This is a genomic window from Streptomyces misionensis (assembly GCF_900104815.1).
In the GTDB taxonomy this organism is placed as follows: Bacteria; Actinomycetota; Actinomycetes; order Streptomycetales; family Streptomycetaceae; genus Streptomyces; species Streptomyces misionensis.
This window is the reverse complement of record NZ_FNTD01000004.1, coordinates 6,588,406-6,610,524: the sequence shown is the minus strand read 5'-3', so window position 1 is coordinate 6,610,524 and position 22,119 is coordinate 6,588,406. Positions and strand designations below refer to the sequence as shown.

The following is a 22,119-nucleotide window of genomic DNA, read 5'->3' as shown; positions in this document are numbered from 1 at the left end:
GGAGAAAGACCCCGCCATGCGTCACATCCTCGTCTTCGCCAAGACGCCCTACGCCAAGACCCCGTACGACCAGTGGCTGGCCGGCTCGGGGATCGTCCCGGTCATCGTGACCGCGCGGGAGTACGCGCAGGGCTACTCCCACCTCCCGCACGTACACGCCTTCGACGCGTACGACACCAACCAGCTGGTCGAGAAGACCGCGCTGCGGCTGGCCCGCGAGTTCGCGGTCGAGGCGGTCTTCGCCCGCGCCGAGGCCGACGTCGTGCGCGCGGCCCAGCTGCGGGCGCTGCTCGGCCTGCCGGGCCAGCACACCGCGAGCGCGCTGGCCTTCCGCGACAAGGTGGTGATGAAGGACCACCTCGCGGGCGGCCCCGTCGACGTGCCGGCCTACCGCCGGCTCGACTCGGCCTACACCGCCCTCGACTTCGTCGCCGAGCACGGCTACCCGGTCGTGATCAAGCCGGTGTCCGAGTCGGGCTCGCTGGGCGCGGCGATCATCCGCGACGAGGCGGAACTCGACGCCTACCTGGCGAGCCCCTGGCGGGGGACCAGCGAGATCGAGGTGTTCGTACCGGGGCAGATGTACCACGTGGACGGGCTGGTGGCCGGCGGGGAGGTCGTCTTCGTCCACCCCTTCCGCTACCTCAACGACTGCCTGTCCTTCCGGAACAACGACTGGGTGGCCAACCTGCCGCTCACCCGGGAGGACCCGCTGTACGACCGGCTGGTCAAGGCGGCACGGGCGGTGCTGGCCGAGCTGCCGACGCCGCCCCAGACCGCCTTCCACGCCGAGTTCTGGATCACGCCGGACGACCGGCTGCTCTTCTGCGAGATCGCCAGCCGCACCGGTGGCGGCATGATCAGCGCGATGGTCCGGCACGCCTTCGGGATCGACCTGGACAAGGAGTGGCTGTACGCCGAGTGCGGTCTGCCCTCGACGCTGGGCACCTCGGAGTACCGGCCCGCCGGGGCCCTGTGCATCCCGCCGCGGAACGGGGTGCTGGAGCAGCTGCCCACCGCGACGGCCGAGCAGCCCGGGTGCGTCCGCGAGGTGATGCTCACCGGGAGCGTCGGCCAGGAGTTCCACGGCGGGGTGAAGTCCGGCCTGTTCCTGGCCGGTTACGTGGTCGACGGGGACAGCGAGGAGGATGTGGCTGCCAATCTCGAACACGTGGCGGGCTGGTTCTCCGACAACTCCCGGTGGCGGCCCGCCGAGTCCTGCGGAGGTACCGCGTGAGCGCCACAACTCGCCCTGAGCACACCACCGTCGAGCCGGCCGGACCGCTCGTGGACGCCGAGTGGGTCGCCGGGCGGCTCGGGGAGGGCCTGGTCCTCTTCGACGCCTCCGTCGGCGCCCGCCGGGGCGCCGCCGCGCGCATCCCCGGGGCCCGCCCCTTCGACCTCGACGGGGACCTGTCCGACCACACCAGCCCGGTGCCGCACACCATGCCCGGCGCAGCCGAGTTCACCGAGGCACTGCGCACGCTCGGGCTGCACGACACCGACACGGTCGTCGTCTACGACGCCCAGGGCATCTACTCCAGCGCCCGCGCCTGGTGGATGCTGCGCGCCATGGGCTTCGACCGGGTCGCCGTGCTGGACGGCGGGCTGCCCGCCTGGACCGCGGCCGGCCACCCCGTCGAGGCCGAGCCCGCCGCGTACGACGGCCCGCGCGGCACGTTCACCGCCCGGCCCCGGCCCGGCCTGATCGTGGACGCCGACACCGTCGCCGCCGCCCTCGCCGACCCGCGTGCCGCGGTGCTCGACGCACGCACCCGCGAACGCTACGCGGGCACCGCCCCCGAGCCCCGCCCGGGCCTGCGCGGCGGCCACATGCCCGGCTCGGCCAGCCTGCCCTTCGGCGAACTCCAGCGCGACGGCGGCGTGATGCGTCCGGCGCAGGAGCTGCGTACGGCGTTCAAGGCGGCCGCCGGGGACCGGGAGCGGCTGTACTTCAGCTGCGGCTCGGGGGTCACCGCCTGCGTCCTCGCGCTCGGCGCCACCCTGGCGGGCTACCGCGAACTCGCCGTCTACGACGGTTCGTGGAGCGAGTGGGGCCTGCCCTCGCAGCGCCCGGTGGCCACCGGTGGGAGCGATTCACCGTGAGCGAGGGGCGCGTCAGCGGCGGACTCGCCGCGAAGTACCGGACGTTCACCGCGCTGCCGACCGCGCTCAAGGCCCTGATCGTCCTGTCGTTCGTCGTCGCGCTGGGCAGCTACATGGTCACCCCGTTCATCGGGGTGCTCATGGTCGAGGCCGTCCACCTGGACGTCCGGGTGGCCGGGGTGCTGGTGGCGGTGGCCACCTTCATCCAGTTCGGCGGCAGCATCCTGGGCGGCGCGGTCGTGGACCGGCTCGGGCTCAAGCGGACCATGGTGTGCGCGCTGACCCTGCGCACGGCCGGACTGGTGCTGCTCGGGGTGGCCGTCAAGGTGCCCTGGGTGGCGTACCCGGCCGTGGTCCTCGTGGCCGGCGGTCCGGCGCTGTACCTCCCGGCGAACAAGGCGTACATCGTCACCAGCGTCTCCGACGAACTGCGCCCGCTGTTCCTCGGGGTGAGCAGCGCCGCGCTCAACGCCGGCATGGGCCTCGGTCCGTTGCTGGCCGCGCTGCTGGTCGACGCCGACCCGATGGCGCTGCTCATCGGTCTGGCCGGGCTCTTCGCGCTGATCACCGTGGCCCACCAGGTCTCCCTGAAACCGGTCGAGCGCCGGCCCGCCGCGACGCCGGGGACGGCCGGGGCGGAGGGGTCCGCCGGGAAGTGGGCGGCGCTGCGCGGGGCGTCGCGCCCGGTGCTGTTCACCGCGCTCGCCTACTACCTGTACTTCTTCTTCCAGAGCTTCATCGGCCTGTACGCGGCCGGGGTGTCCGACATCAAGGCGCTGGGCTGGGTGATGCTGCTCAACTGCGCCATGGTGGTGGTGCTCCAGCCGGTGCTGGCCGACCGCATCGCGCGGGCCGACTACCGGCTGCTGATGGCCGGTTCGTTCGCGGTGATGGCGGCCGGCATGGCGGTCATGGCGCTCGGCGGCACCCCGGCCCTGCTGGCCGGCACCGCGCTGTTCACCATGGGCGAGATCTTCCTCTTCCTGCGCTGTGACCTGGAGCTGGTCGAACTCCTGCCCCGCAGCGCGGCGTTCGCCTTCGGCGTGCAGCGGCTCACGGGCGGCGTCGGCGGGCTCCTGGCCGGTGTCGTCGGCGGTTTCGTCTTCGCCCACTACAAGTCCGGCGGTCACCTGGGCGCGTTCTGGCTGGTGGTGGCGGCGCAGTGCGCGATCGCGGCGCTGCTCGCCCTGGCGCTGGGCCGCGACCGGCGGCCGACGGTCGCCGAACCGCCGCTGCCCGAACCGGCGGTGGGCCGGTGAACGAGCCCGTCGACGCGCCGCAGACTCGGTACGTGCACGCCGGTTCGGACCCGCGCCGGCAGGGCGGCTACGTCAACCCGCCCGTGCACCACGCCTCCACGGTCCTCTACCGGGACGTGGCCGAGATGGACGCCTCCCAGGCCGACCCGCTCAAACGGGGCGGCCCGGTCTACGGCCGGTTCGGCACGCCCACCAGCCGGGCCTTCGAGGAGGCGCTGACCGAACTGGAGGGCGGGCACGCCGCGGTGGTGACCTGCTCCGGCCTCTCCGCGATCACCACGACGATCCTCGCGTACGTCCAGGCCGGCGACCACATCCTGGTCAGCGACTCGGTGTACCTGCCGACCCGGAGGTTCTGCGACTCGCTCGCCGCGCTGGGTGTGGAGACCGAGTACTACGAACCGACCGCGGACGGCGCGGCCGTCGCCCGGCTGATCCGCCCGCGGACGCGGCTGCTGTACTTCGAGTCCCCGGGCTCCACCACCTTCGAGGTGCAGGACGTCCCGGCGATCACCGCCGTCTGCCGGGCGCACGGGGTGGCCACGATCGCCGACAACACCTGGGCCACACCGGCGTTCCACCGCCCGCTGGTCCTGGGCGCGGGCGTGGACGCGGCGGTGCACTCAGCGACCAAGTACCTGACGGGGCACGCGGACAGCATCCTCGGCGCGGTCGTGTGCACCGAGGAGAGTTACCCGCTCGTCCGGGGCGCGGCGATGCGGCTCGGCCAGTGCGCGGGGGCCGACGACGCCTATCTGGGCCTGCGCGGGCTGCGCACCCTCGACGTGCGCCTGGCCCGCCACCAGGAACAGGGCCTGGAACTGGCGCGCTGGCTCGCCGGGCAGGAGGGCGTGGCGGCGGTCCTGCACCCGGGGCTGCCCGGGGACCCCGGTCACGATCTGTGGCGCCGGGACTTCACCGGTGCGGCGGGCCTGTTCGGGGTGGAGCTGGACCCGGACTTCGGCAAACCGGACATCGACGCGATGCTGGACCGGCTGCGCCTGTTCGGCCTCGGCCACAGCTACGGCGGCTACGAGAGCCTGATCGTGCCCGCCGACCCCGTCTCCCACCGGCTGCCCGGCACCTGGGCGGGCCGGGGCCCGCTGATCCGGGTGCACGTCGGCTTCGAGGCCCTGGCCGATCTGAAGCAGGACCTGAGGGCGGGCTTCGAGGTGCTGCTGCGGGGGCGGGCCGGTATCAGGAGACGGGGGTCTGCGCCTTCGTCCCCGGCTCGGCGGTGAGGATCATGCGGTCCGGGACGTGAGCCGTGTCCCGGTGGGCCGCGAGCCAGTAGAGGAGGGCCGGGACCGCCAGGCCGACGATCCAGGAGATGTCCGTGCCGCCGAGGTGCTTCACCAGCGGGCCGGTGTAGAAGCTCGTGGCCAGGAAGGGGAGTTGGACCAGGAGGCCGACGCCGTAGACGACGAGGGCGCGGACGCGCCAGGCGCCGTAGCGGCCGTGCGGGTCGCTCAGCGCGGGCAGGTCGTAGCGCTCCTTGGCGATCAGGTAGTAGTCCACCAGGTTGATCGCCGACCAGGGGGTGAAGGCCGTGAGCAGGAAGAGCAGGAAGTCCTTGAAGGAGTTCAGGAAGCTGTCCTTGCCCAGGAGGGCGATCACGGTGCCCGCGATCATGATCCCGGCGATGTAGGCGGCGCGCACCCGCGGGGAGATCGTGCGCTGGGTGCGGAAGCCGCCGATCCCGGTCACCAACGACATGAAGCCGCCGTAGGTGTTGAGCACATTGACCGTCAGCTTGCCGAGGGCGATGACGAAGTACAGGAACGAGGCCATCAGGCCGGCGCCGCCCAGCCCGACGACGTAGCCGACCTGGTTGTCCACGAAGGCGCTGCCCGCGGTGGCCGCCACGAGGGCGCCGAAGGTCATGGACCACTGGGAGCCGAGCGCGGTGCCGCCGAGGGTCCACCAGAAGGTGGCGCGGGCGGAGGTGGCGCGGGGCAGGTAGCGCGAGTAGTCGGCGACGTACGGCCCGAAGGCCAGCTGCCAGGAGGCGGAGAGCGAGACGGCGAGCAGGAACAGCGGCAGGTGGAAGGAGCGGTCGGCCAGCAGGCCGGTCAGGTCGGCGCGCCCCAGCAGGCGGATGCCGAGGTAGACGAAGGCGAGCGCGCACACGATGCTGGCGACCCGGCCCAGGGTGTGGATGAGCCGGTAGCCAACGATCGTGGTGACCGCGGTGACCAGGGCGAAGATCACGATGCCGGTGGTGTCGCCGAGGTGGGTGAGCCGGCCGACGGCCTCGCCGGCCAGCACGCTGCCGCTGGCGAAGAAGCCGACGTACATGACGATGACCAGCAGCAGCGGGACGACGGCGCCCCGGACGCCGAACTGGGCCCGGCTGGAGATCATCTGCGGCAGGCCGAGGCGGGGTCCCTGCGCCGAGTGCAGGGCCATGACGGCGCCGCCGAGCAGGTTGCCGAGCAGCAGGCCGATGATCGACCAGAAGGCGCCGCCGCCGAAGACGACGGCGAGTGCCCCGGTCACGACCGCGGTGATCTGGAGATTGGCACCCAGCCAGAGGGTGAACTGGCTGAAGGCGCTGCCGTGCCGTTCGGCGTCGGGAACCACATCGATCGAGCGTTGTTCGACCACACTTGTCATACGTATGCCCTCTTCCACGGTTCCCTCACCGATCTGCATATGTCTATGCAGGATGAGAGTGAATGAATGAGAGGTCAATACTCTGGCGCGAATTAGTTGGTGCGGGCCCACGGCAGGTGGCCGCGGTCGCCCCTCACGCTTCGTGCGGTCCGCGGCGGGCGCAGTCCGCGAGGCGCGCGGCGAAGTCGGCCACCAGGGTGCGGAGTTCGTCCGGGCGCTCGATGACGAACGGGCGGTCGAGCGAGGCGAGCACGGCGGGCAGCCAGTCGAGCCGCTCCACCCGCATGTCGACGCGCGACCAGGGCTCGGGCTCCGTGCCGTCGCCGCCCTCCGGCGGCAGCTCCGCCACGATCGCGACACCGGCGGGCAGCCGGGTCCGGATGTCCTCGGCCGCCCCCTGGACCCGCACCGTCACCTCGTGCCGGTACGGAGCCGTGGCGAGGCCCCGCAGGACCCGCCGCGCGGGGTCCAGGCCGGCCGGCGGCTCGAACGAGCCGGGCAGGGTGCGCACGCCCAGCATCCGGTCGAGCCGGAACATGCGGTCCTCCCCCGCCGTGCGGTCCTCGCCGGTCACGTACCACCGGCCCGCGTGGGCGACGAGCCCGTAGGGGTGCAGCGTGCGCTCGCTGCGCCGGCCGTCCGCGGCGACGTACCGGATCGAGACCGGCCGGCGATGCTGCACGGCGTCGGCGAGCGGGAGCAGGACGGCGCTCTCCGGGGCCGCCGGGGCGCCGGGCTTTTCGGTGAAGGCGAGGGAGCCGAGCACGGCGTCGAGCCGGTGGCGCAGCCGTTCGGGCAGCACCCGTCTGATCTTGGCCGTCGCCGTCTCGCTCGCGGCGGCGCCGGCGGGCGTCAGACCGGACCGCCGGCCGGCGACCAGGCCGAGCAGTACGGCGAGCGCCTCGTCGTCGCTCAGCATCAGCGGGGGCATGCGGTGGCCGGGGGCCAGCCGGTAGCCGCCGTACCGGCCGCGCACCGACTCGACGGGGATGTCCAAGTCGACGAGGTGATCGACGTACCGGCGCACCGTGCGCTCGTCGACGTCGAGCCGGCCGGCGAGTTCGGCGACGGTCCGCAGACCGCCGGACTGCAGCAGCTCCAGCAGGGTGAGGACGCGCGCGATGGGTCGGGGCATACCGACAAGTCTGCCGCGGATACCGGGCGGATTCCGCCCGGTATCCGCTCTAGCGTGGGGCCGCAAGCACCACCTTCCTGGGAGATTCCATGAACTTCACCTCGATCCGTGTCATCACCGGCGACGTCGCCCGCCTGGTCGGGTTCTACGAGCGCGCCACCGGAGCGCGGGCGAGCTGGTCCACGGACGACTTCGCCGAGATCAGGACCGCGTCGGCCACCCTCGCCGTCGCCGGCGACCGGACCGTGCCCCTGTTCGCGCCGGGCGCCGCCCGTCCCGCCGACAACCACAGCGTGATCATCGAGTTCATGGTCGACGACGTGGACCGCGTGCACCGGGACCTGGCCGGTCTCGTGCCGGACTTCGTCCAGAAGCCCACCACCATGCCCTGGGGCAACCGCTCCCTGCTGCTGCGGGACCCCGACGGCAACCTCGTCAACTTCTTCACCCCCGTCACGCCCGCCGCCATCGCCAGGTTCGCCCGCTGACACGAGCGGGGGCGCCGCGCCTTCGGCCGTCGGGCGTGGCGCCCCCGGGCCCCGGCCACCGCCGCACCCCGGGCGTCCCCGGCACGGGAGGGCTACCTTGGCCGGCATGGCAGACATATTCCGGCGCCCCGGCCGGCTGCGTCGGCACGCCGGCTTCGACGGGCGCGCCGGGCAGGCGGCCTTCGAGGCGCTGCACCGCGCGTCCCTCGCGGCGCCGGCCCTGCGCGGTGGGCTGACCGAGACGTCGGCCGGTGCGGCCGCCCGGCATCTGCGCGAGTTGCTGGGCGTCCCGGGGCTCGCCCTCACCGACACCGAGCGGCTGCTGGCCTGGGACGGCGGCGGCAAGCACCATGGCGCGGGCGCGGCGGAGCTGGCGCGGGAGGTGCTGGCCGGGGGCGGCAGCGCGGTGCTGAAGGCGGACCGGGTGTGGTGCGGCGAGCTGCGCTGCGAGCTGCGCGAGGCCGTCGCCGCGCCGCTGGTGGTGGAGGACCGGGTCGAGGGCGCGCTGCTGGTCTACGCCCCGGGTGTGTCGGCCGGCCTGGTCCGGGCCGCCGGCGAGGTGGCGCGCTGGACCTCCGGTCAGCTGGAACTCGCGGAGATGCACCGCTCCCGCACCCGGCTGGTGGAAGCGGAACTGCGGGCGCTGCGCGCGCAGATCTCGCCGCACTTCTCGTGCAACGCGCTGACCGCGATCGCCTCGCTGGTGCGCACCGATCCGCAGCGGGCCCGGGAACTGCTGCTGGACTTCGCCGACTTCACCCGCTACTCGTTCCGGCGGCACGGTGAGTTCACCACGCTGGCCGAGGAGTTCCGCTCGATCGGCCAGTACCTGGTGCTGGAGCAGGCCCGGTTCGGCGACCGGTTGCGCATCGACGTCCAGGCGGCCGTGGAGGTGCTGCCGGTGGCCGTGCCGTTCCTGTGCGTGCAGCCGTTGGTCGAGAACGCGGTGCGGCACGGTTTCGAGGGCAGCACCGGGCCGGGGCGGATCACGGTCCTCGCGGGGGACGTCGGTGCCGAGGCGCACATCACGGTCGAGGACGACGGGGCCGGCATGGACCCCGAGAAGCTGCGGCGCATCCTGGTCTCGGGCGGCACGGCCGCGTCGGGCGGCGCCGGTCCGGGCGGGGGCGGCTCGGGCGGGGTGGGCCTGTGCAACGTCGACGCCAGGCTGCGGCGGGTGTACGGCGACGCCTACGGGCTGGTGGTCGAGACCGCGCCCGGCGCGGGCACCAAAGTACGGTTGCGGGTGCCCAAGTACCGTGCGGGGGTGACGGCTCCGCCGGCCGCGGAATCCTCCTCCCGCATGTGGCCAATCCCACACCCCTTCAGAGATTGACCAACTATTTGAGCGCTGCTCGTATGTGCGCATGCTCCGCATCCTGGTGGTCGACGACGAGCCACACGCCCGCGACGAGCTGGTCTACCTGCTCGGACTGCACCAGGGCGTCGGCCCCGTCGAATGCGCCGCGGACGGGCCTACGGCCCTGCTCGCACTGGACCGCGCGCTGGCCCACCGGCACCCCGTGGACGCGGTCTTCCTCGACATCCGCATGCCCGGTCTGGACGGGCTGGAGGTGGCCCGGGTGCTGTCCCGCTTCGCCGAGCCGCCGCCGGTCGTGTTCGTCACCGCGTACGACGACTTCGCGGTGCCCGCCTTCGAGGTGCGCGCCCTCGACTACCTGCTCAAACCCGTCCGCGCCGAGCGGCTCGCGGAGACCGTCCGGCGGATCGCCGAGCGGCGGGCCCAGGCCCCCGCCGCCGCGGCACCGGCTCCCGCGCCCCCCGCCGCGCCCGGGCCGCCCGCGCCACCGGCAAAGCCGCCCGCCGACGACGAGACGATCCCCGTGGAGATCTCCGGGGTGACACGCTTCGTGCAGCGCTCGGAGGTACGGCACGTGGAGGCGTGCGGCGACTACGTGCGCCTGCACCTCGCCTCCGGCAGTTGTCTGCTGCGGGCGCCGCTGTCCAGCCTGGAGGAGCAGTGGCAGGACGCGGGGTTCGTGCGGGTGCACCGCCGCCACCTCGTCGCCACCGGCCACATCGAGGAACTGCTCGCCGACTCGGGACGGTTGTCGGTGCGGGTGGCCGGGACCGTGCTCCCGGTCAGCCGCCGCAGCAGCCGTCGCCTGCGCGAACTGATGCTGCCCGCGGCCGGCCTGCCGCGCGGCGGGAGGGCAGCCCATGGGTGACCCGTCCCGGCGCGTGAGCGTCACCCACCCCCGCACCCGTGCCGCCCGGCCCGGCCGGCGGGACGCCGCGGTGCGCGACGTGCACGAACAGACCCCGCTCGGCGAGGTGTACATGAAGGCGCTGATGCGCACCCAGCTCCGGCTGGGCCTGCTGGTCTGCGCCGCGGTCTGCCTGCCGCTGGCCGCCCTGCCGCTGCTGCTCGGGCACGTCCCGGTGCCGCACTGGGCGCGGCCGTGGGGCGCCGGGCTGCCCTGGCTGGTCCTGGGGCCGCCCGTCTACGCGCTGCTGGTGGCGGCCGGGATCTGCTACGTCCGCCGGGCCGAGCGCAACGAACACGACTTCGACGAACACGTCCGCCGCTCGTGAGCGCAGACCGGTGAACGCGCCGGCGAACCTGATCGCCGTCCTGCTCGTCGTGGCCGTGACGGTGGGCATGGGCGGCTACGGCCTGCGCTCCCGGTCCACCCCGGACTTCTACGTCGCCTCGCGCACCGTCTCGCCGCTGCGCAACGCCGCCGCCGTGAGCGGCGAGTACCTGTCGGCCGCCTCGTACCTGGGCATCGCCGGGCTGCTGGCGACGTACGGAAGCACGATGCTCTGGTACGGCATCGGATACACGGCCGGCTATCTGGTGCTGCTGGTGCTGGTGGCCGCGCCCCTGCGCCGCTCGGGGGCCTACACCGTCTCCGACTTCGCCGAGGCGCGCCTCGGCTCGATGGCGGTGCGCCGGACGGCCACCGTGTTCGTCGTCCTCATCGGGCTGCTCTACCAGGTGCCCCAGCTGGTGGGCGCGGGGCTCGCGCTGCACACGGCCCTCGGCGCGCCCGCCTGGTCGGGCACCGTGCTGGTGGCCGCGGTGGTGCTGGTGAGCGTGATCACCGGGGGCATGCGCAGCGTCACCCTCGTCCAGTCCGTCCAGTACTGGTTGAAACTGACCGCGCTCGCCGTTCCGGCCCTGGTCCTGCTGCTCGTCTGGCGCGGAGTCTGGCACCCGGCCGGCAGCCCGGCGCCCCTGCCCGCGGCACACCCGGCGACCGGGCACGGCGGCGGCCAGGGGCTCTACGGCGTCTACTCGCTGATGGTGGCCACCTTTCTCGGGACGATGGGGCTGCCGCACGTCACCGCCCGCTTCTACACCAACCCCGACGGCCGCGCGGCCCGCCGTACGACGGTGGGCGTCCTGTGCCTGCTGGGCGTCTTCTACCTGCTGCCCGAGGTGTACGGCGGGCTCGGCCGGCTCTACGCGCCGGACCTGGCCGCGGCGGGCCGGGCGGACACCGAGGTGCTGCGGCTGCCCGCCCTCCTGGTGCCGGGTGCCACCGGCCGGCTGCTGGCGGCGCTGGTCGTCGCGGGCGCCTTCGCCGCGTTCCTGTCGACCTGTTCCGGGCTGGCCCTGTCCGTGGCCGCGGTGCTGTCACAGGACCTGTTCGGCGGGGACGTACGGGGATTCCGCCGGGCCGCCGCGCCGGCCGTCCTGGTGCCCTGTGCCATCGCGCTGCTGCTGTCGGGCAACGGCATGTCCGTCGCCCACGAAGTGGGCCTGATCTTCTCGGTGGCCGCCTCGACGTTCTGTCCGCTGCTGGTGCTGGGCATCTGGTGGCGGCGGCTGACCGCGGCCGGAGCCGTCGCCGGGATGCTGGTCGGCGGCGGGCTGTCCGCGGCGGCCCTCACCCTCACGCTGCTGGGGGTCGGCGGACCCGGCTGGGCGGGGGCCCTGCTCGCCGAGCCCGCCGCCTGGAGCGTTCCGGCGGCGTTCCTGACCATGGTCGGCGTCTCCCTGCTCACACCCGGCGGGGTGCCCGCGGCGGCCTCCGTGATGCTGGCCCGGCTGCACCTGCCGGAGGCGCTGGCGGCGGGCCCGGCCGACCGCTCGGCCACGGCCGGCGACCGTTCGTCTCCCGGCACTGTCCGTTCGTCGCTCGACGGCCACCACTGATCGACAAGTCCCGTACGGGGGCTCCCCGGCGGAGCGGGTGTGCCGCACAGTAACCCCGACCAGAGAAAGGCACCGGCGAGGGACGGCCGGCCGCGCTCCTCGACCGGGCACGGCGGCCGGGCCCGCCCCGTCCGTCCGCGCCCCCGCGCTGCGGATCGACCCCCGCAGCCCGGCCCGCACGCTCGCGTGCCGTCGCGTCCGCACCCGCACCGCCTCGCTCCCGGACCCGCGTCCGAGCCCCCTTCGACCCAAGGACCGCACCATGACCGACACCCAGACGCCCGGCACCGACGAGCGGACCCCGGCGAGCCCCGCGGCCTTGCGGCCGCAGATCGCCGACCCCGGCCCCCTGGGCCTGGCGGCCTTCGCCCTCACCACCTTCGTGCTCTCCGTCTTCAACGCCGGCCTGATCGAGGACGGCGCCCTGGAGGCCGTGGTGCTGCCGCTCGCCCTCTGCTACGGCGGCATCGCGCAAGTGCTCGCCGGGATGTGGGAGTTCCGCAAGAACAACACCTTCGGCGCGGTGGCCTTCACCTCCTACGGCAGCTTCTGGCTCTCCTTCGCGGCCTACGTACGGTTCGTCGCCCCGGAGCTGCCGGCGGCCCATGCCCACCAGGCCACCGGCCTGTTCCTGCTGGCCTGGGCCGTCTTCACCCTCTACATGACCGTCGTCGCGACCCGCATCAACGGTGTCCTGCTCGCCGTGTTCACGGTGCTGTCGCTGACCTTCGTCCTGCTCGCCGCCGGGGCACTGGGGCAGAGCACGGGCGTCTCGCACGCGGGCGGCTGGGCGGGGCTGCTCACCGCGGTGCTGGCCTGGTACGGCTCGTTCGCCGGCGTGGCCAACGCCACCTGGAAGGACAGGTCCCTGCCCACCTGGCCGCTCGCGGGCTGAGTCCGCCACCGCCGCACAACCGCCCGACGACGACGGAGTCCCCATGAGTGAGATGAGTCTGGCCAACCTGCTGAAGGAAGAGCGCAGGTTCGCGCCTCCCGCCGGCCTGGCAGCCCATGCCAATGTCACGGCGGAGGCGTATGAGCAGGCCAAGGCTGACAGGCTCGGGTTCTGGGCCGCGCAGGCCGGCCGGCTGACCTGGGCCAAGGAGCCGACCGAGACGCTGGACTGGTCGAACCCCCCGTTCGCGAAGTGGTTCAAGGACGGCGCGCTGAACGTCGCCTACAACTGTGTGGACCGGCATGTGGAGGCCGGGCACGGTGACCGCGTCGCCATCCATTTCGAGGGGGAGCCCGGCGACAGCCGCGCCATCACCTACGCCGAGCTCAAGGACGAGGTGTCCCGCGCCGCCAACGCCCTGCTCGAACTCGGTGTCCGTGAGGGTGACCGGGTCGCCATCTACATGCCGATGATCCCCGAGACCGCGATCGCGATGCTGGCCTCGGCCCGGATCGGCGCCGCCCACTCGGTCGTCTTCGGCGGCTTCTCCGCCGACGCCCTCGCCACCCGCATCCAGGACGCGGACGCCAAGGTCGTCATCACCTCCGACGGCGGCTACCGGCGCGGCAAGCCGTCCGCGCTCAAGCCCGCCGTGGACGAGGCGGTCGCGAAGGCCGGCCATGTGGAGCACGTCCTGGTGGTGCGCCGTACCGGTCAGGACGTCGCGTGGGACGAGACGCGTGACGTGTGGTGGCACGACCTGGTGGCCCGCCAGTCGGCGGAGCACACGCCGCGGGCGTTCGAGGCCGAGCACCCGCTGTTCATCCTGTACACCTCGGGCACCACGGGCAGGCCCAAGGGCATCCTGCACACGTCCGGTGGCTATCTCACCCAGGTCGCCTACACCCACTGGGCGGTGTTCGACCTCAAGGCGGAGACGGACGTGTACTGGTGCACCGCCGACGTCGGCTGGGTCACCGGCCACTCCTACATCGTCTACGGGCCGCTCGCCAACGGCGCCACCCAGGTCATGTACGAGGGCACCCCCGACACCCCGCACCAGGGCCGCTTCTGGGAGATCGTGCAGAAGTACAAGGTGTCCATCCTCTACACCGCGCCCACCGCGATCCGCACCTTCATGAAGTGGGGCGACGACATCCCCGCCCGGTTCGACCTGAGCAGCCTGCGCGTGCTGGGCTCGGTCGGCGAGCCGATCAACCCCGAGGCCTGGGTCTGGTACCGCAAACACATCGGCCACGACCGCACCCCCGTCGTGGACACCTGGTGGCAGACCGAGACCGGCGCCATGATGATCTCCCCCCTGCCCGGGGTCACCGAGGCCAAGCCCGGCTCCGCCCAGCGCCCGCTGCCCGGCATCAGCGCCACCGTCGTCGACGACGAAGCCAACGAAGTCCCCGACGGCGGCGGCGGCTACCTCGTCCTCACCGAACCCTGGCCCTCCATGCTCCGCACCATCTGGGGCGACGACCAGCGGTTCAAGGACACCTACTGGTCCCGCTTCGAAGGCAAGTACTTCGCCGGCGACGGCGCGAAGAAGGACCAGGACGGCGACATCTGGCTGCTCGGCCGCGTCGACGACGTGATGCTCGTGTCCGGACACAACATCTCCACCACCGAAGTCGAATCCGCGCTGGTCTCCCACCCCGCCGTCGCCGAAGCCGCCGTCGTCGGCGCCGCCGACGAAACCACCGGCCAGGCCATCGTCGCCTTCGTCATCCTGCGCGGCACCGCCACCGAAACCACCGAACTGACCACCACACTCCGCGACCACGTCGGCGCCACCCTCGGCCCCATCGCCAAACCCAAGCGCATCCTGCCCGTCGCCGAACTCCCCAAGACCCGCTCCGGCAAGATCATGCGCCGCCTCCTGCGCGACGTCGCCGAAAACCGCCAACTCGGAGACGTCACCACCCTCACCGACTCCAGCGTCATGGACCTCATCCAGTCCAAACTCCCCACCACCAGCGAGGACTGAGAGCCGGTCAGTTGATGTCGGGCCTGCCCTCTTCCCGGAGCCAGGTGGTGAAGAGGGCGGTCAGGTCCTTCCCGGAGATCTTCTCGCACAGGGCGATGAACTGGGCGGTGTCCGCGTTCCCGTGGCGGTGCCGCTCGGTCCAGGTCCGCAGGATGGAGAAGAACGCCTCGTCGCCCACCGCCTCGCGCACCGTGTGCAGCGTCATGGCGCCCCGGCCGTACACGGGCGGTGCGGACACCTCGCTCGCGCCGGGGGGATCCGCCGGCGGGAAGTCCCAGATGCCCTCGCTCTCGGGGTGGGTGCCGTCGTAGAAGGACGCGAAGGTCTGTCCGGCCGTCCTGCCGCCCCGGTCCTCCTGCCACAGCCATTCCGCGTAGGTGGCGAACCCCTCGTTGAGCCACATGTCCTTCCACTCGCGCGGGGTGACGGAGTCGCCGAACCACTGGTGGGCCAGTTCGTGCACCACCAGCGTCTCGTCGGGCGCGGAGTCGAAGTACGGCTTGGTCTGGGTCTCCAGGGCGTACCCGAGGCCGGGGAGGTGGTCGACGACGGCGCCCGTGGAGGAGAACGGGTACGGCCCGAAGCGTTCGCTCGCCCAGTCGACGACCTCCGGCACCAACTCCTCGATCCCCTCGGCGGCTTGGGCCTCGTCGGGGTCCACGGCGAGGTGGACGGGCAGTCCGTCGGACGTCCGGGTCCTGGTGATGGCGAAGGTGCCGACGGCGACGGTCGCGAGGTAGCTCGCCATGGGCTCCTCGGTACGCCAGTGGCGTACGACCCGGTTCCCCCGGTCCTCCTCGGCCACCAGCTCCCCGTTGCTCACCACGTCGTACGGGTCGCCGTCGGCGTCCCTGGGAACGGCGACCGTGATGTCGTAGGTGGCCTTGTCGGACGGGTGGTGGTTGCCCGGGAACCAGGTCGTGGACCCGGTCGGCTCGCCGAGGGCCGCCACGCCGTCGTCGGTCTCCACCCAGCCCTCCACCGCGCCCTCGTCGTCCTCGATGGTGCGGGGCACGCCGTCGTACTCGATCGCGGTCCGGAAGGTCCGCCCCTTGCCGATCGGCTTGTCCGGCGTCAGCGTCAACTCGGCCCCGTCGCGCGTGACATGGGCCGTCGCGCCGTCGACCGTGGCGCCGCGCACCTGCATCCCGGTGAAGTCGAGATCGAAGCGGGACAGGTCCTTGGTGGCGCGCGCGGTGATCACGGCCGAGCCCTTCAGGCGGTTGGTCTCGGGGACGTAGTCGAGGTCCAGGTCGTAGTGGGTGACGTCGTAACCGCCGTTGCCCAGGGCCGGGAAGAGCGTGTCGCCCACGCCGGCGGACCCCGCCGTGCCCGTGGGCGTGTGCCCGCCGCAAGCGGTGCCCGCCAGGACCAGGAGCGTCGCGAGGACCACGTGGCGCGCGGCCACCCGACCGCCGAAGGGCGCGCGCGTCCTCCCCTTCGCCGCGTCAACCGACCGCCCTGTCTGGTCCGTTGGCGTCACCCCGCGCCGTGCGAGCCGCCGCGGACGCGACGCCGCGATCTCGACCACATGCCCTCCCCTTTTGCGTCACCTTACCTTCGCTTTGCGATCACGGTCGTGGGTGCTCCGCTCAGGAGCGGGCGGTCGGCCTGCGGGGCGGCGAGAGCGCCCGGAGGAGTTCCCACAGGGGGCGCGAGCCGGCGGCCCACACGCCGAGGGTGTGGCGGTCGACCGCGTGGAGGCGCCGCCGGGCGCGGGCGCCGAGGACTCCCCCGGACCGGCGCACCGGGGCGTCTTGTAAAGTTGCTCCCGAATCATCCAGAGGGGTGGAGGGACCGGCCCTACGAAGCCCCGGCAACTCCCCGGTCGAGTCGGCGTGCGACACGCGCGTCACCGAGCGGGATCAGTGCCAACTCCGGCCTGTCGCCAACGCGGCGCGGGAAAGATGAGGAGACACGGTGCTCTCTGTGCTGTCCGACGCCCGGGCGCTTCCCGCCCCGGCCCCTCTGTGTACCCGTCTCGTGTCCGGCGCAGGCGATCGGCCGGTCCTTCCGGCCTGCCCCCGCTGACCTCACCGCTCCTCACCCGGGAGCCCCCGTGAGCGCGCCCCCACCGCGCTCGCGGATCTGAGACTGGAGTACCCATTCATGGAGAAGACGAGCGGCGTGGGCGTGCTCGACAGAGTCGCCCTGATCCTCGGTGCCTTGGAGGCCGGACCCGCCACGCTGGCCGGACTGGTCACGACCACCGGTCTGACCCGCCCCACCGTCCACCGGCTCGCCGTCGCGCTCGAACGCCTCCGCCTGGTCACCCGGGACGCGGCGGGCCGGTTCACCCTCGGCCCCCGGCTCTCGGAACTGTCGGCCGCCGCGGGCGAGGACCACCTGCTGACCACCGCGGGCCCGGTCCTCACCCGGCTGCGCGACGCCACCGGCGAGAGCGCCCAGCTCTACCGCAGGCAGGGTGACGAGCGCATCTGCGTGGCCGCCGTCGAGCGTCTCGCCGGCCTGCGCGACACCGTTCCCGTCGGGGTCGCCCTGCCCATGCGGGTCGGCTCCGCCGCCCAGGTCCTGCTCGCCTGGGAGGAGCCCGAGCGCCTCTACCGCGGCCTCCGGGGGGCCCGCTTCACCGCCACCACCCTCAGCGGCGTACGGCGTCGCGGCTGGGCCCAGTCCGTCGGCGACCGCGAGCCCGACGTGGCCTCCGTCTCCGCGCCCGTGCGCGGCCCGTCCGGCCAGGTGGTGGCCGCCGTCTCGGTCTCCGGCCCGGTCCGGCGCCTCACCCGCCACCCCGGCGCCCACCTCTCGCGGACCGTCGTCGAGGCGGCCGCCCGGCTCACCGAGGCCCTTCGCCGCCCCGGGACCCCCGAGCGGCGCCCCGTGACGACGTCCGCCGGGAACGCGGTGGGCGGCACCCTGGAGAAGGGGGTGCTCGCGGGCGAGGAGGCGTGATGCGTACGGACGGCGAGGCGGACGGGGGCCGGGCGCGGGCCGCGCCCGCCGGCGTCCTCGACGTGTCCCCGACGGCCCGCACGGCGGTGGCGTGGATCCCGCCCGCCCAGCTGTGGCCGCCGCTCCAGGACGTCCGCCGGGAACACGATCCGCAGATCCACCGCTGGCCGCCGCACGTCAACGTGCTCTTCGGTTTCGTCCCGGAGACCGACTTCGAGCGGGCCGCCCCGCTGCTCGCCGCGGCGGCGGCCGAGGTGCCGGTCTTCACCGCGCGGCTGGCCGGGGTGCGCGCCTTCCGGCACCGGGCGTACTCCACCGTGTGGCTCGACCCGGCCGCGGCGGGCGCGGCGCCGTGGGCGGACCTGCACCGCGCACTGCGACAGCGGTTCCCGCGCTGCCGGGGGCCGGCCGCGGAGTTCACCCCGCACCTGTCCCTGGGCCGGACCCGGAACCCGCGGCGGGTCGCCGCCGACTGCGCCGCCCGGCTCCCCGCCATGACGGCGACGGTCTGGGAACTGGTCCTGCTCGCGCGCGGCGGGCAGGGGCCGATGCGGCCACGGGCCACGGTCGCCCTGGGCAGCGGCGAGATTTGGTGGCTGCCCGGCCGCGCGGAGGCGGGCCCGGAGGACACGGCGTGGCTCGCCGAGATCACCGACCGGTGAGGGCGGAGCGACTCAGGGGAGGGGACCACGGCGGAGGCTCTGAACGGCCCCCGTCGCGCATCCGTTCGACACGCACGCCCCCACCGAGCAGTGAACTCCCTTCAGGAAAGGGCGGTTTGACCGCTCCCGCCGGGCGCCGCCGGGTATCCGTCCGCCGTGTCCAGTGCCCGCCGGGCCTCGGCCACCACCTGCGCGTCGGTGACGAAATGGGTGTCGTCGGCGGCGGAGGCGCCCGAGACACCGAGGGGTATCCAGGCGCCGCCGCGCCGGGGCCGGCCCCTGGTCTTGGCGGACAGGTGCACGGCGGCCACCCCCGCGGCCACCAGGGCGGGGATGTCGGCGGTGCGCACACCGCCGCCCGCCATCACCTGCACACCGGGAGCGGCGGCGACCATGTCGGCGAGGGTGGCCAGCCCCGCCGGCGCGGTGGCCGCGCCGCCGGAGCTGAGCACCCGGGTGATCCCGAGCGCGGGGAGCGAGGCCGCGACGGCGACCGGGTCCGCGGACTGGTCGATCGCTCGGTGCAGGGTGATCTCCACCGAGCGTCCCCGGCTCCGTGCGGCGTCACGGGCGGCATCGGCCAGCCGGGTGACGGCCCCGGTGTCCAGGGCGCCTTCGGCGGTCAGCGCGCCGACGACCACGCCGGCGGCGCCGGACGCGACGACCGAACGCACCTCGGCGACCATCAGGGCGACCTCCTCGGCGTCGTACACGAAGTCGCCGGGCCGGCACCGCACCAGGGCGTGCGCCGGCACCCCGGCGGCCGCGACCGACTCCACCGCGGCCGCCGACGGGGTCAGGCCGCCCAGTTCCAGTCCGGTGCACAGCTCGACCCGGTCCGCTCCGTGGTCGCGGGCGGTGCGGGCGCCGGCCGGGGAGGTGACGGCGATCTCCAGGGCGACTCGCGGCGTGCCGGTGCCGGCCGGCGGACCGGACCGGGCCCGGTGGGGGGCGGCGGCGCGGTCCGTCACTCGTCGGCCCCGGTGAGCGGCCGGTCGGAGGCCGGGATGATCCGGGCCGTCAGGTCCGGGTCGGCCATGTCGCGGTCGAAGGGGAACATGGGCCGGCGGATGCGGTGGTGGCCGAGCCGTACCAGGTCCTGGTCGACGCCTCCCGGGGTGAGGGCCATCTTCCACGCGGCGGCCATGTCGAACAGCTCCGGCTCCAGGTAGCCGATCTTCACGATGACGACGTCGGCGGCGCGCGGGTCGAGGTCGAGGTCGGTGAAGTCGTGTTCGTGGTGGTACGGCTTGCGCAGCCGGGTGAGGATCGCGTACACGCTGCCGACGCGGATCACGACCTCGGTCTCGGCGTCGCGGTCGCCGTGCCGGACGGCGTGCACCACGCCGGTGAGGGTGACGGGACCGGCGTGCCGGTCGTCCACCTCGGCCCCGGCGGTGACGGTGACGGTGGCGCCCACGCCGGCGGCGACCGCGGTGTCGACGGCGGCGGGGCCGGGCACCGAGGCGTACAGGACGGTCGGTCCGTCGTCCTTCTGGAACTCCGGGCGCTCCAGCAGCCGGGTCAGGCCCCAGGTGACGTCACCGGCGCCGCCCGCCGTGGGGTTGTCGCCGGTGTCGCTGATGAAGTACGGCCGGTGGTCCGAGCGCAGGGCCTCGTCGAGGAGGCCGTCGAAGGTCCCGGTCGGGGCGACGAAGTCGAAGTCGTGGCGGGCCTCCCAGAAGCCCCGGGCGAGGCGTTCGGCACCGGCCGACACCGCCTCTCGGTCCGGGCCGGTCACCACGACGGCCGCGCGGTTGCGGGGAGCGTCGGCCCAGGCGTAGCCGACCCATATCGCCGCGTCGGTGACCCCGTCCATGGCCTCGACCTCGTCGACCGCCGCGTACACGCTCCTGGCGGGCTCGATGCGGGTGGAGGTCTGTTCTCCGGCCAGCAGCACCGGGACCGGCACCCACGCCTTCACCGGGCGGGGGCCGCCCGCGGCGAGCAGGTCGACCAGGTTGCGCACCGCGCGCTCCTTGGTCTCCATGTGGTCCTCGTGCGGGGCCATCCGGTAGCAGGTGATGAGGTCGCTGCGGTGGGCGAGTTCACGGGAGACGTTGCCGTGCAGGTCCATCGAGGTGGAGACGATCACGTCGGGGCCGACGGTCGAGCGGATGCGTTCCAGCAGGACGGCCTCGGGGTCCTCGACGCCCTCCACGCTCATCGCGCCGTGGATGTCGTACCAGAGGCCGTCGAGCCGGGGCAGGGCGGCGAGCCGGTCGACCAGCTCGTCGGTGAGCGCGGACCAGGCGGCGGCGGTGACCATGCCGCCCGGCAGCGACTTGCCCACCAGGGCGCCGTGCCAGTCGGCGGCCTCGCGCAGCTCCTCGCCGGGGGCGAGGAAGGGGTAACGGCCGAGCACGTCGGCGCCCCGCGAGGGGTGGAAGGCGGGGGCCTCGGTGCGGGCCGGGGAGAACGTGGACGACTCGATGCCGAGCCCGGCGATGGCGATGACCGGGCGGGCGACGGCGGTTCGGGATTCCGACATGGCTCCTCGTAGGGGTGGGGTGCGTCAGCGGGTGCGGGGTGGGCGGCCTGGGCGTGCGGCACCGGACCCGGTGCCGCCGAAGTCGCGTACGGCGTGGGCCATGCCCTGCTGCAGGGCGAACTGTCCGGCGCCGACGACTCCGGCGTCCGCGCCGAGGCGGGCCCGTTCGATGGTGAGGTGCTCGGTGACCAGCGGGTGGCAGCTCTCGTACAGCTGGCTGCGGACGGCGGCGACGAACGGTTCGAGGGTGGAGAGGATGCCGCCGAGGTAGACGGCGTCCGGGTTGAAGAAGTTGACGTTGGCGGCGAGGACCTGCCCGAGGTGCTCCCCGGCCCGGCGGACCGCGCCGGTGGCCTCGGGGTCGGCGTCGACCGCGAGGCGTACGACGTCCTCGATGCTGCCGACGTCGGCGCCGCGTTCCCGCAGGATGCGCACCAGGGCGGCGCCGGAGGCCACGGTCTCCAGACAGCCGGTCTTGCCGCAGGAGCAGGGGATGTCGGCGGCGCCGTCGATCCGGATGTGGGTGATGTCGCCGGCGGCGCCGGTCGCGCCCCGGTAGAGGCGGCCGTCGACGATGACGCCGGCGCCGATCGCCGAGCCCATCTTCACCATGATCGACTGCCGGTGTTCGGCGGGCCGCACCGTGTGCTCGCCCATCGCCATGCAGTTGGCGTCGTTGTCGACCGCGCTCGGCACGCCGAAGCGGTCCTCCAGCCAGGCGGCGACCGGGAAGCGGTTCCACCCGGGCATCCGCGACGGCAGCACGACGGCTCCCGACTCGATGTCGACGGGACCCGGCAGGGACAGGCCGACGGCACGCAGCCGGTGGCGTCCGCGCTCCTCGGCCAGCGCCTCCAGGGCTTCGGCGAGCCGGGGCAGCGCCTCCTCGGGGCCGTCGGCGATGACGAAGGGAACGGTGGAGACCTCGCCCAGCCGGCCGCCGGGCAGCACCACGCCGATCCGGGCGTGCCGGCCGCCGAGGTCGGCGGCGACGGCGAACTCGTCGGTGCCGCCGAGCCGCAGCACCTTGCGGGGGCGCCCGCCGGTGGACGACTGGGTGCCTTCCTCGGCGATCAGCCCGCGCTCGACCAGTTGGCCCACGGCGACGGAGATGGTCGAGGGGGCGGCGCCGAGCAGAGCGGCGAGTTCGGCGCGCGACGACGCCTGGCCCGAGGCCACGAGTTCCAGGACCCGGACGGCGAGGGGGGAAGCGCCTTTCGCGGACTGGCGGTTCCGGGCACTTATTTCAGTCATGTACGAAGTAACTTCCGCAACAGTTGGTGTGACGCAGACAGTACGCCCGCACAACGCGGACGGGAACCTTTTCCCGGGTGTCATTGCCGCGGTGAACAGCCCGGCAAATACGGTCAAAGGGTGTGCTTTCGGGGCCGTGAGAAGCCTTCGGGGAGTTATGTCGGGCCCGCAGAAACTT

At 73.6% G+C, this 22,119-nt stretch carries 18 protein-coding genes, 2 pseudogenes and 1 riboswitch; of the genes and pseudogenes, 13 read left to right on the top strand and 7 right to left on the bottom strand.

Annotated elements, in window-relative coordinates:
* Positions 1-16 precede the first annotated feature (16 nt).
* From BLW85_RS31565 to metC, 4 genes are read left to right on the top strand one after another with little or no spacing between them, the layout of a single operon-like run.
* Complete coding sequence (locus BLW85_RS31565) at positions 17-1,237, top strand: ATP-grasp domain-containing protein (protein ID WP_074994390.1); 1,221 nt, start codon at positions 17-19, stop codon at positions 1,235-1,237.
* Positions 1,234-2,106, top strand: a complete 873-nt coding sequence (locus BLW85_RS31560; protein ID WP_074994388.1) for a sulfurtransferase — start codon at positions 1,234-1,236, stop codon at positions 2,104-2,106. Before BLW85_RS31565 ends, BLW85_RS31560 begins: the two co-directional genes overlap by 4 nt.
* Positions 2,103-3,365, top strand: a complete 1,263-nt coding sequence (locus BLW85_RS31555; protein WP_074994386.1) for an MFS transporter — start codon at positions 2,103-2,105, stop codon at positions 3,363-3,365. The genes BLW85_RS31560 and BLW85_RS31555 overlap by 4 nt, the downstream gene beginning before the upstream one ends.
* Positions 3,362-4,606 carry a cystathionine beta-lyase gene (gene metC / locus BLW85_RS31550; protein WP_074994384.1) on the top strand — a complete coding sequence of 415 codons (1,245 nt, stop codon included), beginning with the start codon at positions 3,362-3,364 and terminating at the stop codon, positions 4,604-4,606. Before BLW85_RS31555 ends, metC begins: the two co-directional genes overlap by 4 nt.
* On the opposite strand, the gene BLW85_RS31545 is transcribed toward metC, so the two are convergent.
* Together BLW85_RS31545 and BLW85_RS31540 are read right to left on the bottom strand one after the other, a co-directional pair.
* Positions 4,563-5,981 carry a purine-cytosine permease family protein gene (locus tag BLW85_RS31545; RefSeq protein ID WP_107409215.1) on the bottom strand — a complete coding sequence of 473 codons (1,419 nt, stop codon included), beginning with the start codon at positions 5,979-5,981 and terminating at the stop codon, positions 4,563-4,565. The two genes, metC and BLW85_RS31545, sit on opposite strands and share 44 nt — an antisense overlap.
* A 133-nt stretch (positions 5,982-6,114) precedes the next feature.
* Positions 6,115-7,116 carry a helix-turn-helix transcriptional regulator gene (locus BLW85_RS31540; protein WP_074994382.1) on the bottom strand — a complete coding sequence of 334 codons (1,002 nt, stop codon included), beginning with the start codon at positions 7,114-7,116 and terminating at the stop codon, positions 6,115-6,117.
* An 89-nt stretch (positions 7,117-7,205) separates the two neighbouring features.
* Here BLW85_RS31540 and BLW85_RS31535 point away from each other — a divergent pair, with 89 nt between their 5' ends.
* From BLW85_RS31535 to acs, 7 genes are all read left to right on the top strand, one after another.
* Positions 7,206-7,604 (top strand): VOC family protein, encoded by a 399-nt coding sequence (locus BLW85_RS31535; protein ID WP_070021968.1) that lies wholly within the window; start codon positions 7,206-7,208, stop codon positions 7,602-7,604.
* Between the two features lie 106 nt (positions 7,605-7,710).
* On the top strand, positions 7,711-8,940 hold the full coding sequence (locus BLW85_RS31530) for a sensor histidine kinase (RefSeq protein WP_074996276.1): 1,230 nt from the start codon (positions 7,711-7,713) through the stop codon (positions 8,938-8,940).
* A 31-nt stretch (positions 8,941-8,971) separates the two neighbouring features.
* Positions 8,972-9,793, top strand: coding sequence for a LytR/AlgR family response regulator transcription factor (locus BLW85_RS31525; protein ID WP_074994380.1), 822 nt, complete (start codon positions 8,972-8,974; stop codon positions 9,791-9,793).
* Positions 9,786-10,160, top strand: coding sequence for a hypothetical protein (locus tag BLW85_RS31520; RefSeq protein ID WP_070021966.1), 375 nt, complete (start codon positions 9,786-9,788; stop codon positions 10,158-10,160). The genes BLW85_RS31525 and BLW85_RS31520 overlap by 8 nt, the downstream gene beginning before the upstream one ends.
* 10 nt (positions 10,161-10,170) lie before the next feature.
* Complete coding sequence (locus BLW85_RS31515) at positions 10,171-11,730, top strand: sodium/solute symporter (RefSeq protein WP_074994377.1); 1,560 nt, start codon at positions 10,171-10,173, stop codon at positions 11,728-11,730.
* A gap of 262 nt (positions 11,731-11,992) precedes the next feature.
* On the top strand, positions 11,993-12,625 hold the full coding sequence (locus tag BLW85_RS31510; protein WP_079172465.1) for an acetate uptake transporter: 633 nt from the start codon (positions 11,993-11,995) through the stop codon (positions 12,623-12,625).
* A gap of 43 nt (positions 12,626-12,668) precedes the next feature.
* A complete protein-coding gene (gene acs, locus BLW85_RS31505; protein ID WP_074994375.1) occupies positions 12,669-14,621 on the top strand; it encodes an acetate--CoA ligase in 1,953 nt (650 codons plus the stop codon).
* A 7-nt stretch (positions 14,622-14,628) separates the two neighbouring features.
* On the opposite strand, the gene BLW85_RS31500 is transcribed toward acs, so the two are convergent.
* A complete protein-coding gene (locus BLW85_RS31500; RefSeq protein WP_244174947.1) occupies positions 14,629-16,029 on the bottom strand; it encodes a M1 family metallopeptidase in 1,401 nt (466 codons plus the stop codon).
* Positions 16,030-16,213: 184 nt separating this feature from the next.
* Positions 16,214-16,330: pseudogene (locus BLW85_RS40360) on the bottom strand (restriction endonuclease); the annotation flags it as partial.
* A 64-nt stretch (positions 16,331-16,394) separates the two neighbouring features.
* A riboswitch (SAM riboswitch) is annotated at positions 16,395-16,535 on the top strand.
* 195 nt (positions 16,536-16,730) lie between these two features.
* Between BLW85_RS40360 and BLW85_RS31490 the strand changes: the two are divergent.
* Together BLW85_RS31490 and BLW85_RS31485 are read left to right on the top strand one after the other, a co-directional pair.
* Positions 16,731-17,444 (top strand): annotated as a pseudogene (locus BLW85_RS31490) (IclR family transcriptional regulator); the annotation flags it as partial.
* Positions 17,445-17,533: 89 nt separating this feature from the next.
* Entirely contained in the window at positions 17,534-18,196 is a 663-nt protein-coding gene (locus tag BLW85_RS31485) for a 2'-5' RNA ligase family protein (protein WP_079172463.1), read from the top strand.
* Between the two features lie 101 nt (positions 18,197-18,297).
* Here BLW85_RS31485 and BLW85_RS31480 read toward each other — a convergent pair whose 3' ends face one another.
* The 3 genes from BLW85_RS31480 to BLW85_RS31470 are packed head-to-tail and all read right to left on the bottom strand — an operon-like array spanning position 18,298 to position 21,941.
* Positions 18,298-19,167 carry a copper homeostasis protein CutC gene (locus BLW85_RS31480; RefSeq protein WP_208624921.1) on the bottom strand — a complete coding sequence of 290 codons (870 nt, stop codon included), beginning with the start codon at positions 19,165-19,167 and terminating at the stop codon, positions 18,298-18,300.
* Entirely contained in the window at positions 19,164-20,687 is a 1,524-nt protein-coding gene (locus BLW85_RS31475) for a M81 family metallopeptidase (protein WP_074994372.1), read from the bottom strand. Before BLW85_RS31475 ends, BLW85_RS31480 begins: the two co-directional genes overlap by 4 nt.
* A 24-nt stretch (positions 20,688-20,711) precedes the next feature.
* Positions 20,712-21,941, bottom strand: coding sequence for an ROK family protein (locus tag BLW85_RS31470; protein ID WP_070022361.1), 1,230 nt, complete (start codon positions 21,939-21,941; stop codon positions 20,712-20,714).
* Positions 21,942-22,119 lie beyond the last annotated feature (178 nt).

Excerpts from the sequence above, each read along its gene's own strand:
- BLW85_RS31525 (WP_074994380.1), top strand. The coding sequence starts at position 8,972 with ATGCTCCGCATCCTGGTGGTCGACGACGAGCCACACGCCCGCGACGAG.
- BLW85_RS31475 (WP_074994372.1), bottom strand. The coding sequence starts at position 20,687 with ATGTCGGAATCCCGAACCGCCGTCGCCCGCCCGGTCATCGCCATCGCC.
- BLW85_RS31520 (WP_070021966.1), top strand. The coding sequence starts at position 9,786 with ATGGGTGACCCGTCCCGGCGCGTGAGCGTCACCCACCCCCGCACCCGT.
- acs (WP_074994375.1), top strand. The coding sequence starts at position 12,669 with ATGAGTGAGATGAGTCTGGCCAACCTGCTGAAGGAAGAGCGCAGGTTC.
- BLW85_RS31530 (WP_074996276.1), top strand. The coding sequence starts at position 7,711 with ATGGCAGACATATTCCGGCGCCCCGGCCGGCTGCGTCGGCACGCCGGC.
- BLW85_RS31470 (WP_070022361.1), bottom strand. The coding sequence starts at position 21,941 with ATGACTGAAATAAGTGCCCGGAACCGCCAGTCCGCGAAAGGCGCTTCC.
- BLW85_RS31510 (WP_079172465.1), top strand. The coding sequence starts at position 11,993 with ATGACCGACACCCAGACGCCCGGCACCGACGAGCGGACCCCGGCGAGC.
- BLW85_RS31565 (WP_074994390.1), top strand. The coding sequence starts at position 17 with ATGCGTCACATCCTCGTCTTCGCCAAGACGCCCTACGCCAAGACCCCG.
- BLW85_RS31485 (WP_079172463.1), top strand. The coding sequence starts at position 17,534 with ATGCGTACGGACGGCGAGGCGGACGGGGGCCGGGCGCGGGCCGCGCCC.
- BLW85_RS31545 (WP_107409215.1), bottom strand. The coding sequence starts at position 5,981 with ATGACAAGTGTGGTCGAACAACGCTCGATCGATGTGGTTCCCGACGCC.
- BLW85_RS31540 (WP_074994382.1), bottom strand. The coding sequence starts at position 7,116 with ATGCCCCGACCCATCGCGCGCGTCCTCACCCTGCTGGAGCTGCTGCAG.
- BLW85_RS31535 (WP_070021968.1), top strand. The coding sequence starts at position 7,206 with ATGAACTTCACCTCGATCCGTGTCATCACCGGCGACGTCGCCCGCCTG.